Annotated in this window: 11 protein-coding genes and 1 pseudogene; 4 read left to right on the top strand and 8 right to left on the bottom strand. The window is 49.4% G+C overall.

Annotation, left to right across the window (positions count from 1 at the left end; translation table 11 throughout):
- A pseudogene (locus VFS25_RS16715) lies at nucleotides 1-384 on the bottom strand (hypothetical protein); the annotation flags it as partial.
- 122 nt (nucleotides 385-506) lie between these two features.
- On the opposite strand from VFS25_RS16715, the gene VFS25_RS16710 reads away from it, so the two are divergent.
- The 3 genes from VFS25_RS16710 (at nucleotide 507) to VFS25_RS16700 (ending at nucleotide 3,641) form a co-directional block, all read left to right on the top strand.
- The gene (locus VFS25_RS16710; RefSeq protein ID WP_326463309.1) at nucleotides 507-2,063 is read left to right on the top strand and encodes an MFS transporter; all 1,557 of its coding nucleotides are present in this window, start codon (nucleotides 507-509) and stop codon (nucleotides 2,061-2,063) included.
- A 146-nt stretch (nucleotides 2,064-2,209) separates the two neighbouring features.
- Nucleotides 2,210-2,560, top strand: a complete 351-nt coding sequence (locus tag VFS25_RS16705) for a hypothetical protein (RefSeq protein WP_326463308.1) — start codon at nucleotides 2,210-2,212, stop codon at nucleotides 2,558-2,560.
- Between the two features lie 34 nt (nucleotides 2,561-2,594).
- Nucleotides 2,595-3,641 carry a hypothetical protein gene (locus VFS25_RS16700; RefSeq protein ID WP_326463307.1) on the top strand — a complete coding sequence of 349 codons (1,047 nt, stop codon included), beginning with the start codon at nucleotides 2,595-2,597 and terminating at the stop codon, nucleotides 3,639-3,641.
- A gap of 13 nt (nucleotides 3,642-3,654) precedes the next feature.
- Here the strand turns inward: VFS25_RS16700 and glf are convergent, their stop codons facing one another.
- The 7 genes from glf to VFS25_RS16665 form a co-directional block, all read right to left on the bottom strand.
- Nucleotides 3,655-4,791: a UDP-galactopyranose mutase gene (gene glf, locus VFS25_RS16695; protein WP_326463306.1), complete on the bottom strand. Its 1,137-nt coding sequence runs from the start codon at nucleotides 4,789-4,791 to the stop codon at nucleotides 3,655-3,657.
- Nucleotides 4,788-6,635, bottom strand: coding sequence for a glycosyltransferase family A protein (locus VFS25_RS16690; protein ID WP_326463305.1), 1,848 nt, complete (start codon nucleotides 6,633-6,635; stop codon nucleotides 4,788-4,790). The genes glf and VFS25_RS16690 overlap by 4 nt, the downstream gene beginning before the upstream one ends.
- A 40-nt stretch (nucleotides 6,636-6,675) precedes the next feature.
- A complete protein-coding gene (locus VFS25_RS16685) occupies nucleotides 6,676-8,022 on the bottom strand; it encodes a hypothetical protein (RefSeq protein ID WP_326463304.1) in 1,347 nt (448 codons plus the stop codon).
- Nucleotides 8,023-8,035: 13 nt separating this feature from the next.
- A complete protein-coding gene (locus VFS25_RS16680) occupies nucleotides 8,036-9,418 on the bottom strand; it encodes a TlpA disulfide reductase family protein (protein WP_326463303.1) in 1,383 nt (460 codons plus the stop codon).
- A gap of 131 nt (nucleotides 9,419-9,549) precedes the next feature.
- Nucleotides 9,550-9,807, bottom strand: a complete 258-nt coding sequence (locus tag VFS25_RS16675; RefSeq protein ID WP_326463302.1) for a hypothetical protein — start codon at nucleotides 9,805-9,807, stop codon at nucleotides 9,550-9,552.
- A gap of 71 nt (nucleotides 9,808-9,878) precedes the next feature.
- The gene (locus VFS25_RS16670; protein WP_326463301.1) at nucleotides 9,879-11,516 is read right to left on the bottom strand and encodes a vitamin K epoxide reductase family protein; all 1,638 of its coding nucleotides are present in this window, start codon (nucleotides 11,514-11,516) and stop codon (nucleotides 9,879-9,881) included.
- A gap of 174 nt (nucleotides 11,517-11,690) precedes the next feature.
- On the bottom strand, nucleotides 11,691-12,014 hold the full coding sequence (locus tag VFS25_RS16665) for a winged helix-turn-helix transcriptional regulator (RefSeq protein ID WP_326463300.1): 324 nt from the start codon (nucleotides 12,012-12,014) through the stop codon (nucleotides 11,691-11,693).
- A gap of 337 nt (nucleotides 12,015-12,351) precedes the next feature.
- Between VFS25_RS16665 and VFS25_RS16660 the strand changes: the two genes are divergently transcribed.
- Nucleotides 12,352-13,352, top strand: a 1,001-nt coding sequence (locus tag VFS25_RS16660; protein WP_326463299.1) for a cysteine peptidase family C39 domain-containing protein, incomplete at its 3' end; no start/stop codon positions are given.

Here is a 13,352-nt window from a genome sequence, read left to right as displayed (position 1 = left end):
CCCCAGCGTGTAGCCGATACCTTTAGCCGGATCGTAGTAGGCGGTCAGCAGGCTGTCCTGCGCTGCTTTGGGCAGCTTGGCAAAGGTTTCGGCAGCAGCATCGGTAAGCGCGCCGCCAATGCCTTCAAACTGCTGAAAGGTGGTTTGCGGATCTACAAAAACGCAGGGCTGTGTTTCCAGCGGCTGCGGCAGGTCCTCAAAACTCAGTGTGTCCGTTGGCGTAATGCGGTAGCGGGTGCTGTCTGCAGTAGTGTAAACGGTAACTTTTCGCGTGGTAATGCTGTCAGCTGCCTGTTTTTCCTGTTGTAGTTGTTGCTGTGTGCCGGCAGGCTGCTGGCAGGCGCCCAGTACAGCCGCTGTAATGATGACGATGTAATGCTTCATTTTTAATGGAATAACTGTTTAAAAACCCCGTGGTACAGGTTTATTGCGCTGTTAAGATAAGCGCTTTTCTGCGGATATATGCGCCCCGCGCATTAACTTTATACATACCCTAAACACGCTGCATGGAAACCGTATCGCTCTCCAGCTCCGCCGGCAAATGGATCATGGTATCTACCATTATGGCATCTGCTATGGCTTTTATTGACGCTACTGCCCTTAACGTGGTGCTGCCGGCTATTCAGAAAAGTATGCATGCCACCGGTACAGACCTGTTCTGGATATTGAACGCGTACCTGTTAATGCTGTCGGCCCTTATGCTCATCGGCGGCTCCCTGGGCGATAAGCTGGGCCGCAAAAAGGTTTTTATGACCGGCATTTTAATTTTCATTGCCGGTTCGGCCGCCTGCGGCATAGCGCCAACCGTAACATTGCTTGTTATTTTCAGGATGGTGCAGGGCATAGGCGGCGCGTTTATGATACCGGGCAGCCTTTCGCTGATCTCATCATCCATACACGAAAAAGAGCGTGGTAAGGCTATCGGCACCTGGTCTGCTTTCACCACAGTAGTTACTATCGGCGGCCCTGTGCTGGGCGGTGCGCTGGCAGATGCGGGCTACTGGCGCTACATTTTTTTTATTAATGTGCCTATTGGCATCGCAGCCCTGCTGATACTCTGGAAAATGGTGCGGGAGAACCGGGAAGAGGCGGCCGATCACCGGCTGGACTATACCGGCGCAATAACCATTATGCTCGGGCTGGCGCTGTTTACATTTGGCTTCCTGCGTATGCCGGCACTGGGGTGGGGGCACTGGCAGGTGTACCTGTCGCTGGCGGCAGGGCTGCTGCTGCTTATTGCATTTGTTTTTACAGAGCGCAAAAGCCGGCACCCCATGATGCCTTTAACATTGTTTGCCAACTTAACTTTTTCCGGCGCCAACCTGCTTACATTTTTCCTGTATGCCGGGTTAGGCGCGGGCATGCTGTTTCTTTCCCTGAACCTGGTGCAGGTGCAGGGGTACGATCAGCTGCAGTCGGGCCTTACCTTTTTACCCTTTACGGTATTGATGGTGTTGCTGGCGCGCTTTGCCGGCAGCCTGGCCGACAAGCATGGCCCGCGCCTGCTGCTAACCATTGGCCCTGCTACAGCGGGAACCGGGCTGCTGCTGCTTTCTTTCATAAAGCAAACCGCAGGGCCGTCTGCCTACTTTACTACCTTTTTTCCCGGTGTGATGGTGCTGGGGTTAGGCATGTCTTTTACCGTGGCGCCGCTGACCGCTACTGTAATGGGTGCGGTAAGCAAACAGTTTTCGGGTACGGCGTCCGGCGTAAACAATGCATTATCGCGCATTTCAGGCGTGTTTGCCAATGCTGTTTTCGGCGCGCTGGCTGTGCTGTTCTTTACAGGGGCTTTACAAAACCAGCTTGCACAGGCACGGCTAAACGAACCGGCAAAGCAGGCTGTTATGCAGCAGGCCATAGAGCTGGGTAATGCAAAAGCGCCGGCTGCGCTAAGCCCCGGCGATAAGGAAAAAGTGCAGGCTTTTTATCACCGCAGCTTTATTGATGCTTATGGAAAAATAATGCGTATGGCGGCGTTGCTGGGGTTTGTAAGCGCTTTAACCGCGTTTGTATTTATCCGTAACAGCCGTGTAAGAAAGCAGCCGGCGACAGAACAGTAAATGAAGTTGTGCTGCGCCTGCCCGGCATTGAGCTGCGGGTAATGAACAAGGCAAACGGTCGGGCGGTTTTAATAAGTACACTGGCTGCAAATCTGTATCATATTTTCAAAAATTAAGCGTAGATTAGTATGAAATAATTTAATTATATGAAAAACAGGGTAGTCCGTAAATTCGTGGAGTATGTATGCAACAATTACATTGGCAACTTCCTGGGATTTGCGATTGGCATGGCATCTACGCGCCTGGTAGCCCATTTTTTTACTACCCGCAGCATCCGTAATTTATGGGGCCTTACTGCCCGCAAAACCGTGGTAGACAAGCATACCTACAGCACTATGGAATGGGTGCTGTCCATCATCATAGGATTTATTGTATTTGAGCTGGTTTCCAAATGGCTGCAGAAAAAAGTAAGTGAGCTGCTGCCTAAATACAAGCTTACGCAGTGGATGGTGGAACGTGAAGAACCCGCCCCCATTTCCGGTACGAAATGCGGGTAATTTGTTTTATATTTAGCCATATAACTTCCCCGAAATGAACCACGTAAACAGAGCCCTCATTATCCTTGCCAGCTACGACTTTGAATCCCTGCAGCTAACGCTTAAATCGCTTCCCCACACCGTTGCCGAACATGAAAGAATAGTAGTGATCCTGAACGGTATCAATACCCTGGCAAGCGCCATTGTTGAAAGAGTGGCGCGGGCATGGGCCGCTGAATCTCCCGGCAACCGTTTTGTAGTGCGCCCTATCTGCTCCGGTGCAAAAGCCTTTTTTGCGATAAAAGAGGTGCTGGCCGACTACGCGCCTTTACAGGAGGTGGAATGGATCTGTAAGATAGATGATGATGTGATCCCTTTAAAAAAGAACTGGCTGGATGGGCTGCACAATGCTTATGTGGAGCATTCGGCACACAGTAAGGTAGCTTTTACAACCGGGTTAATAAATAATAACTGCTGGGGATTTAACGAGCTGCTGGATATTTTTGATAAAAGAAAGGATTTCACCGCCATGTTCAACTACCGGCTGCGGGGCGGGGCCGTAAACGACTTTATGCCCGGTGAGGTGAATAACGGCAGCTTTGGCACCATATGGCATGAGCCTTACATTGCCTGGTGGGTACACCAGTGGACCACCCTGAACATCGGTGATTTTATAGCACGCACCAGCGGCCTTGCGCCCAGGCAAATAGCAAGGAACACGGGGTATTCCATCGGGTGTATTTTCTTTGAAAGGAAGTTCTGGCTGGGGCTAAACCATGAGCAATTTAATTCAATACTGGATGAAGAGATCATTCATCAAACCTGCCAGGCAGAAGGAAGGGCAAGATGGGCGGTAATGGATCAGCCCATGCTCCATCTTTTTTATTTTAACCAGCGGCTGGCTAACCGCGATATTATAGATCCGGTTGCCGCATCCCTCTCCGGCTATTTTAACGATGAGTCGTTCAAAGCCATCTCCAGGATAACGATGGAGGAGCTTACCATTAATTTAAAGGAAGAATTTAAAACGCTGCATGATGACCTGTGGGCGTTTTTAAGATCGTTGGTAGCCGACACGGAAAGCAGCGCGGTTACACAATAACCAATGCGCCGGCCTATATATCTGCTATGGCGGGGAATTCCCTGGAGGATAGCTGTTTTACCCTTGTAAGGGCAGACGCAATTACCTGGTCCATGTCATAATACCGGTATTCCGCCAGCCTGCCGCCAAAGAAAACATGCGACTCCTGCGCCGCCAGCTTTTTGTACGCGCTGTATACCCGGCGGTTCCGCTCGTCATTGATGGGATAGTATTGTTCATCCCCGGGCTTCCACTCTTTTGGAAATTCATAGGTAACTATGGTAAAAGGCTGCCGGCCGTATTCAAAGTGCTTATGCTCTATGGTGCGGGTGTACGGCGTTTCAGCATCTGTATAGTTAATAACAGCTGTTCCCTGGTAATTGGCGCATGGGTGCATGGTATGCTCAAAAGAAAGGCTGCGGTACTCCAGCCTGCCCTGTGAAAAGTGATAGAACTCGTCGATAGCGCCGGTAAAAACAACATGCTCCGCCAGCTGGTCCAGCTCATAGCGGTGCCTGGAGTAATCAACATTTAACCGTACCTCAATACCGGCGGTCAGCCCGTCAATCAGCTTATTATACCCGCCTTTGGGAATACCCTGGAATGCGTCGTCAAAATAATTATTGTTAAAAGTAAACCGCAGCGGCAATCTTTTAATAATAAAGGCGGGCAGGTCGGCCGCTTTTCTTCCCCATTGTTTCTCGGTATAGCCTTTTATTAATTTCTCATAAATATCTGTTCCCACCAGCGCTATCGCCTGTTCTTCTAGATTGGCCGGCTGCTGCAGGTTCAAATGTTGCTGCTGCCGCCGGATGATGTTAACAGCTTCTTCAGGCGTGCTTACATTCCAAAGCCGGTAAAAGGTGTTCATGTTAAAGGGCAGGTTGTACAGCTCATTTTTATACCTTGCCAGCACCGTATGCGTATAGGCGTTAAATTCCACAAACTGGTTTACGTAATTCCATATTTTACGGTCGTTGGTATGAAATATATGCGCGCCGTGCAAATGAACATTGATGCCGTCAATATTCCTGCAATAGATATTCCCGCCCGGATGCTCCCGCTTTTCAACAATCAGGCACTTTTTACCAAGCTTTTGCATTTCATGCGCAAAAACGCATCCAAACAGGCCGGCGCCCACAACCAGGTAGTCGTATGGTTTTGTTGTCATAGGATAGGCGTTTTCTGCAGCTGTGCAGATTGCTCTTTCACAGCTATTACTTTCATAAAAAAATCGGCCAGGTCCTGCGCATGCTCATCAAATGTAAACTGCAGCCGGTTATCCCATACATTGCTGCGAACCTGTTTAACGGCTGCTTTATCCTTCAGCTGTGCGGCCAGCTCCTGCATGGTGTTAAAGAAAAAGCCCATGCCAAGCTTTCTGATCAGGCGCTCGGAAGCTACCAGGTGCCCGCTGTTGTTGCGTTGCAGCATCGGCAGGCCCGCGGCTGCCAGGGTGCACATCCTGGCAGGGTAATTCAGGTCGTCCCACTTGCATCTTAACAGCTCGCCATTATTGTCGCTCCTGAAAAGGTGCAGCCAGCCTGCGTCGTATTGCGAATATTCCCGCATCCAGTCTTCCGGCTTGCAGTAGGGATGAAGGTGCAAATGGTCTTTTGCAAGGGCAAACGATTCATTGATCCAATGCGACCAGAAAGCCTGTGTATAGTCGCCGTAAAAATGCAGGTGTATGTTTTGCCTGGCCAGCTCGCCCACATCTTCAGGCGTAAGCCCGTATGGGCGGCCGGATGATACGGTATGTATGGCCCCGTCGCTGTCGGAGCGCAGCGCCGACCTGTTGCCGCTAAACCATTTGGCCAGCGGCAAATCGCCATCCAATATGTGGTACGGCCGTTCACGATCGCCAATAAACTGTTCGTACCAGCTTTTTGTTTCCGGGTTAATGTAAATTCTTCCGTCGGCATTATAATACAGCTCTACCAGCTCTTTCCACATGCCGAACGATCTGCAGAAAAAAGGGCCTTCCTTAAAGTGCCATACAAAAGGGATGTTCAGGTTGGCGCGCATGACGTAATGGGCAAGGGGTACTGCCTGGTAATTGAGCAGCGCATAAATAACATCCGGCTTTATCTGTTCAACCTGTTCCTGCCAGTTATCCAGCGAAAGGTCTTCAATGTTGCCGAAGGGGAAAGGGCCTACGGCATTATAGCAGTGAGGGCCTTCCAGCCACAGGCCGTATAATTTATGTCCCAGCTTTTCCAGCGTATACAGTCTTTCGGGGTTATACCCAAGCTCTCCCACTACAAGTATTTTAAGCTTATCCTGCTGGTTGGTCACCTTTACCAGGTCCTTGTACAACAGGGTTTCATCAATATAATTGCCTATGGTGGAATGGAACCGGATGGCTTCGGGAACATTGTAATAGCGTTTGTAAAGGTATATGCCGCCGGCGCTGTTCTCCCGGATAATTTTGTGCCGCTGGTGAGGGTGGTCGGCCCATTCGCAGGTAACCACCCCGGTTCCTGTAAATGCGCCTTCACGGGAAAGGCGGCTCCAGAACATTTTATCCAGGTCGTCGGTTACCAGCTCGTGCCGCTCCATCCAGGTGCAGGTTGTTTTCCGGTGCATTACCTGCACCAGCTGCAGGGCAAATCCATGTATCTTATCCAGCGATGTGGTTCTGTAAGAGCCGCTTGCCGTATCGGAATAGCTGTGATGCACACCGCTGTAGCACAGCACCGCATCGTTATTGGCGGTAAGGGTGGCCAGCAGGGTGCTGAGGTGGTTGGCATAAAAAATATCGTCGGAGGGCAGGTAGCAGATATAGTTGTAGGATGCCTGCCGCATACCTTCATTCAGGCACACGCCCAGGCCCTTGTTGGTAAGGTGCTTGCAATAACGGATGCGTGGGTCCGACTTGAAATTTACCAGCAGTTCTTCTGTATAGTCGGTGCTGCCGTCGTTAATAATAATCAGCTCCCAATGCGTATGCTCCTGGGCAAGCAGGCTGCTGACGGCCCTTACAATAAAAGCGCCCTGGTTATAGGTTGGCATAATCACAGATATTCCTGTGCCGGCTTGGTTTATATTAGTGTCAGGCATGTTGGTAATAGGTTATCAGGTTTCGTTGAGGCATGGTGGTACGGATGTTATGAAAGCGCGCATCGGTTTGCTCAAACAGCTGCGACACCGGGCATACAATCCGTCCGGGAACCGGTCCCACATCGCCGCCGCCAAAACTTTGCTGGGTAGAGATAAAAGGATAAAAGGTCATTTTATTGCTGGCTATGGAAGAAAGCACTTCCTCCACAACAATGTTTTCATCATAAGGCTCGTCAAGTATGCGGGGAAACAGGCTTTTATACACCACCATAAACTGTGTGCACATGAATGAATTGATCCACCAGGTGCTATCAGTAACGGGTATGGCTGTACCAAACCCGCCTATGCCGCCGCAAAGCAGCTCGGCGCCCAGCTCGTGCACATGAAGAATGGTTTGCAGGAACAGGTGCTTTGCATAGTGGGGGGTGAACTGGTGGTCATCCTCACAAATCACAATTACATCATCGTCATTTTCCATTGCAAGGGCTATAATTTTACGGATGCCCAGCCACAGGCCAAGGTGGCCTTTTTCGTGCCGGATGCCGTCAACGATTGTAATATCAAATTCCGGCCGGCCTGCAAATTGCCGGGCAATGTGCTGCCGTCTTTCCGTTCTTTCGGGTAAATTAATCACGTAGGCAGGCAGGGTAAGCTGCTCAAGCAGTGCAGGCTGTATTTGCAGATCCATGGCCAGCTTTCTTTTATCATAATAGTCCGCCACATTTTTCAGTACCTGTATGTTTTCGGAAGTTGTTTTGAACAGGTCTTCCACCCGCCGCTCCTGGTTGTTTTTTGAGGTTACGTCCGAGTAGCCGAAATCTTTCTGGGTAGAAATAAAAGGATAAATAAAATATTTGCCGCCGGTTAATGACGACATTTTATAATCAGCCGCATCACCGTTCTCAAACCCGGCATTCAGTATGCCGGGAAAGAGTGATCGGAACAGCACTGTGAACTGTAGACCTGAAAATTTTTCCATCCAGAACAGGTGTTCCGATACCTGCACGCAGCTGGTTAGCCAGCTAACGCCCCCCGAAAGCAGCCCCGCTCCCATAGCCTGCGCCGTAGCTATTGCCTGGAACAGGGCTTCGGGGGAATATGCATCCGTAAACGTATGGTCATCTTCGCAAAGGAGTATGTAGGGAACATCCGGGCTTAACCGGTCCTGCACAATATGTTTTATGGTGCGCCATAAGCTTACGGCCCCGCTGCCGGCAGCCAGGGGCGTTACCAGCGTAATGTCAAATTCATCACGGCCGGCAAATTCCCCGAGCACATGCGCTCTTCTGTCTGCCCTGCTTTGAAGGTTAATAATGTATGTGGGAATGGTTGTGCTCATGTTTCTTAACTGGTTATTCTTTAATAAGCCGTTCCAGCTGCTGCTCCAGCCGGCTAACCTGGTCTGCGGAAGTGATCCTGGATAGTATTCTGCCTTCCGGGTCTATCAGTATTTGTGTGGGGTATGTATTTACCCGGTACTGGTTAATGACAGGCTTTTTATCCGGGGCCGACATATCCTGGAAAAGATGGGTCCAGCTCATGTGCTTTTCCGCAATCATGGCCTTTAAAGCGGGCATATGCTGCGGGCTGTCATAGGCAATGCTAACAATCTGCAGCTTGTTTTTAAATCTGCGGGCCATGCGAACAAGGTCGGGGATGATATGTATACAGGGCCTGCACCAGGTGCCCCAGAAATCTATCAGCACATAGCGGCCTTTCAGCTTGCCCAGGTCAAAGGGCCGGCCTTCCAGGTCAGTTCCTGCTATGTTATAGGCAATCTTACCGGAGTCGGCGCCGTAAACAGCGGCGCCCTTTCCAACATAGGAAAGCCACAGCGTATCGCCGAACACGGTGATATTTGAAAACACGTACCTGCGCCGGTTAATGGTGAAGGTGTCACCCGGCAGGTATTCTTCCTGCAGCTGTTGCAGCTGCTCTTTGCCTGCGGCTGGCATGCCTGCCCTGATGCTGGTATTAACGCCTGTAAAAGCAAAGCGGGGCTGGTTATTGGTGCCGGCCTGTATCATACAGGTTTTGCCATTGCTGGTAAAAACGCCTGCCTGGTGCTCGTTTAGCCAGGCAACAAGATACAGCCGCGTTTCAACGGGGCTGCGGTACTGGTAATACGACGGCACCGGCGAAACTTTAAGATGGCAGCTTCTGTCATAAACCTTGCCGCGGTACGCATACTGGTAATAAACGGTTTGATCGGCCAGGCGGGCCGTTATTTCATCCGGCGCCGCTTTCAGGGCAGCGGTATCATATTCAAAAACGCTTTCGTCCCCGAAATCAAGGTTATTATTGGTATCTGTAATAATAACCCGTTTACCGTTTTTGTTTATGCCCGACAGGAAGAACACCATATGTTTAATAGGCGTGCGGCTTAGCGCCAGCGTATCTGCATGATATTTTGATAGTTCCTGCATTAACATGCCTGGCTGCATCCGGCCGTGCAAACGGATATAAAATTCATAGGCGCCCTGTTCCGGCTGAAAATCCAGCTGTTTAATAATCATCTCCGAAAGGTTGCCGGGTATGCCCGCAAACTGCCTTTCCGGGTCATAGTTCATGCCACCGGGGCCAACCAGCTCAGTACTGTAAAGGAGCGGTTTAAACGCCCCGTTGCCAACGGCTGTTTTCAGCAATACCGGCAGCTGCCGGCCGGGTTGCCCGTAACCATAGCTGGTAATAGCTACGGTTAATGATACTATGCAGGCGTATACGGCAGGTTTCATAACAATCGCTTATTAGTGGCGGTAAATCAATACCGGCTTCCGTATGTACGGCAAAACCCCGTTCTGCCGAAATGCAGGTCATAGGCTGATCTTTCTTCCGGCAGAGTTGGGGGTAATAAATGCAAAACGGATCAGCAGTTAATGGTGTGTCCATCGCAGCTAACGTAAGTGGTGCCGTGCGTGCAGTTGCCGGTATCGCTGGTGCACTTAATGGAACCGTTGGCTTTTTCTACCCATTGGCCATTTTCGTAAACAGTCCGGTAGCAGTTAACGGAAACTTCGCAGGTGCTGCCGCCGCTGCCGCTGCCGCCCATTACGTTTTTCAGCTGTTGCCTTGTAAGAAGCTCAGATGCGCCAAGTTCCAGCGCTTTTAACTTCAGTTTTTTCATTTTTTGATTTTTTGAATGATGAAGAGATGGTACTTTATCCTGCAGGTAAAGAATTTATTTCCACAGGCTGGTTATGCGGAAAGAAAATATTTCAGGTCCGTAACGCTATACATTTCCGGAAGCTGGTAATTATTAACAAAAATGGTAGGCGTAAACGCTATATCGGTTTTGGTGCACCAGTTATACATGGCCTCCACCATATGGTCCTGTGCCTGCAGGGCGCCGTTCACCGGGTGCACTTTTGCAAAAGCGGCATAGTCTTTTTGTTCCGCCAGGTACCAGTCGTCCAGTGCTTTGGCAATAGCGCCCGCATTCCCGCTTTGGGCAATGGCCAGCAAATGTTTCACCGGTGCGCTTTGGCGGTCGCCCTCAAGATTGCTGGCGGTGAAAATAATCTGCACCTGCACATCAGGGTTTTCGTGCAGCAGCTCTTCCAGCGGCTTGTGCGCTCTTGCACAGGGCCCGCAATAAGGATTGCATACTTTTATGATCTTATGGGCAGCATTGGGGTTGCCCAGTACAATACCAAGGCCGTTGCTGTCTTCCGTTATCATCTTTTGCCTGGCCAGCAGCGCGTCAAAAAGCTGGGCGTTTTGCTTTAGCCGCCGCAGCTCGGTATAGTGGCCCCTGCCTTCCTTTGCGCTGCGGTATGCCGGTATAAACAGGTGCAGAAAAAGCGCCGGTATTAAAAAAGCAACAGCAGCCGGAACTAAAACAGTGGTTACCGCAAATAAGTCGGGCGGCAGGGCGGTATGCCAGCCGCCGGCCAGCGTTGTAAACAGCTGGGCTGCCAGGAGGCCCTGCACACATAAACACAGTACGCACCATTGCTTTATAACGCGCCATTGGAAGTACAGGGAGTATAGGATGTAAGGGGCGGCAATCACGTTCAGCCATGCCAGTATAAAAAGAGCAGGCATATTGGAAAAGCCGGTGAGCAGTAATGTCAGCAGCCCGCCTGAAAAATAAGTAAAGCCAATGGCGCTCCACCTGATGCCCCATATTCTGGATGCGGCTGATTGCAGCACCGCCTGGCAGCTTGTTTTTTTGTTGTAATTGCAAAGCTGCGCCAGCTGCGGATTGTGGCTGTCCAGCTCATACCATAACAACAGGAAGGTGACTATGCACCCCGTAAGCGTAAGGCCGGTGAACAGGCACGGATATAATGCGGATTTTCCATGTTGCAGGATATTCAGCAACCCAGCAGCCAGCGTAATACAGGGAATGGCAAGTATGCCGGCATAGTACATTATTTTGCTGCGCAGCTGTGTAATGTGCCGCCGGGTATAATCTTTTTCCCCGGGGTTTTCGCCTGCTTCAGCCAGCAAAATGACTTTTGAAACCCACTTTTTTTCAAAGCCGGCAATGGAAATGTTTTCAAAGCAATACTTGTCGGGATTAAAGTAGCGGACCGTATCATTTTCAACAGACAATACTACTGTAAAGGCATCCCGGTTATTATCCTTTTTCAACTGTGCCAGGAATGGTGTGGGTATTTCATGCAGGTAGGCGGTATCTCCTTTAAAGGCTACACTTTCTACCCCGTAAGCCATTAGCACATCGCTTACGCTTAACAGGCTGGGATAATCAGGGTGGCTTTGCAGCGCCTCCTGTAAGCTGTTTCCGGTAACATTTACCTTCAGCGCTTTAAGCAGCATAGCGGCGCTTTGAATGCAATTTTCCTTAACGGGCGTAAACAGGCGAAGCATAGGTGATTTTTTCTTCCTTTTGCCCAAAGTTCTTAACCAGTGCTCCGATATAATCGGAGTGCCTGCCTTTTTTATTTTTTTTCGCGGATATTTTTGCAAGCAGCTGCCTGTCCGTTCACAGCAAAGCTGAACGGCGCTCTAACACATGAAGCAGCATAACAAGTTTGTGAAGCGTTAACGGACTACCAAAAGATAAGATGTGACGATATGTTCATATACAGGGTATGCGCCGCCATTGGCCTTCTTCAAGGCTTCCCTGTCAAGCCGTTCCTCAAATAACGAATTTACCATACGGCCTTCCCGTTCATAAAAATAGGTTTGCCGCTTGTGGCAGTACCGGATGGGAAATCCTGCCTCCTTCATCTCATTTAAATATTCATTAACGGTGCTTACGCTAACGCCCAACCGGTCAGCCAGGTCTTTTTGTTTACCGGTTGATTTGGTGCAGATAAGCCAGTCAATGAACCGGAGCTTTTCCAGATACCTTTTTAAAGACATGAGATAAATAGTTTGGGTTTTTGGGTTATAGACTACGAAAACCGGTTAAATGAAAAGGTTACTTGGTTATTTCTTTTAAAGGTAAATAAAAAAAGCAGAAATTGAAATAATCATAACCGGTAGTTGTTCGCCTGCTAAGTTTTTTTTGAGATACTATTTTTTATGAACAAAAATTTTTTAAAATTAGTATTCAATTCCGCTGATACCAGGTCCTAACTCAAATAACCAGGAAAAAAGCTGAAATAGTTGTCCGGTGTTCCCGGATGTGAAACTGGGCTATTGAATATTGTTAATCGTGTTTGTATTTGTAATCTTAACCGTTGTTTAATTACTACCTATGTCGCTGAAGCGTTTCCCCTTTTACAAGCAGATGAATGCTATGGATTGCGGCCCCACTTGCCTGAGAATGGTGGCAATGTATTACGGAAGGCATTATAATGCCGATACATTAAGACAAAAGACCGGGTTTAATAAGCAGGGAGTATCTATGTTAGGCATCAGCGAAGCCGCAGAGCGCATTGGCCTGCGCAGCCGCGGCGCGCGCATAACGTTCAAAAAGCTGCATGAGGTGCCGCTGCCCTGCATACTTCACTGGGATCAAAGCCATTTTGTAGTGCTGGTGGAAATGAACCGGCACAAGATCCGTGTGGCCGATCCGGGCACCGGTTTTATCGGCTGCTCGCCCGTGGAATTTCAGCAGCATTGGCTTTCGGCGGTAAATGATGAAGGGGAGGAGGCCGGCCTGGCGTTGATTTTAGAGCCTTCTCCCCGGTTTTATGAACAGGAGGGTGAAAAAGAACATAAGCTCTCCTGGAGCACCGTTACCCAATATTTGCGATCCAGCAGCTGGCAGGTAGTGCAGGTATTTATTGCATTACTGGTAACCTCCCTTATACAGCTGATCTTCCCTTTTCTTGCGCAAAGCATTGTAGATACAGGCATCAATACCCAAAACCTGCATTATATAACCATTGTGCTGATAGCGCAGCTGATGCTTACCTTCAGCAGCTCTACCGTTGAATTTATAAGAAGCCGGCTAATGATGCGCATCTCAAACATCCTTAACATATCTATCCTGTCTGATTTCTGGATAAAGCTAACGCGGCTGCCGCTTTCTTATTTTGATCTCCGGCACACGGGCGATACCTTGCAGCGGATCGGCGACCACGGTAAAATACAGGGCTTCCTCACCGGATCGGTGCTTAATACGCTGTTTTCCATTTTTAATTTTTTCATCTATTCCATCATACTGGTTACCTATAACACCCAGCTGTTTTTCACATTCATTATAGGAAGCCTGCTGTATTTTGGCTGGATACAGATTTTTATGCGGATCCG

This window comes from Chitinophaga sp. (assembly GCF_035761305.1).
Taxonomy (GTDB): Bacteria; Bacteroidota; Bacteroidia; order Chitinophagales; family Chitinophagaceae; genus Chitinophaga.
Note: the sequence above shows the minus strand (reverse complement) of the source record. Positions and strands in the feature narration are given on the sequence as shown.

Bases quoted from the DNA above. Each gene is read 5' to 3' on its own strand.
- glf (WP_326463306.1), bottom strand. From the start codon at position 4,791: ATGACAACAAAACCATACGACTACCTGGTTGTGGGCGCCGGCCTGTTT.
- VFS25_RS16675 (WP_326463302.1), bottom strand. From the start codon at position 9,807: ATGAAAAAACTGAAGTTAAAAGCGCTGGAACTTGGCGCATCTGAGCTT.
- VFS25_RS16670 (WP_326463301.1), bottom strand. From the start codon at position 11,516: ATGCTTCGCCTGTTTACGCCCGTTAAGGAAAATTGCATTCAAAGCGCC.
- VFS25_RS16705 (WP_326463308.1), top strand. From the start codon at position 2,210: ATGAAAAACAGGGTAGTCCGTAAATTCGTGGAGTATGTATGCAACAAT.
- VFS25_RS16665 (WP_326463300.1), bottom strand. From the start codon at position 12,014: ATGTCTTTAAAAAGGTATCTGGAAAAGCTCCGGTTCATTGACTGGCTT.
- VFS25_RS16710 (WP_326463309.1), top strand. From the start codon at position 507: ATGGAAACCGTATCGCTCTCCAGCTCCGCCGGCAAATGGATCATGGTA.
- VFS25_RS16685 (WP_326463304.1), bottom strand. From the start codon at position 8,022: ATGAGCACAACCATTCCCACATACATTATTAACCTTCAAAGCAGGGCA.
- VFS25_RS16690 (WP_326463305.1), bottom strand. From the start codon at position 6,635: ATGCCAACCTATAACCAGGGCGCTTTTATTGTAAGGGCCGTCAGCAGC.
- VFS25_RS16680 (WP_326463303.1), bottom strand. From the start codon at position 9,418: ATGAAACCTGCCGTATACGCCTGCATAGTATCATTAACCGTAGCTATT.
- VFS25_RS16700 (WP_326463307.1), top strand. From the start codon at position 2,595: ATGAACCACGTAAACAGAGCCCTCATTATCCTTGCCAGCTACGACTTT.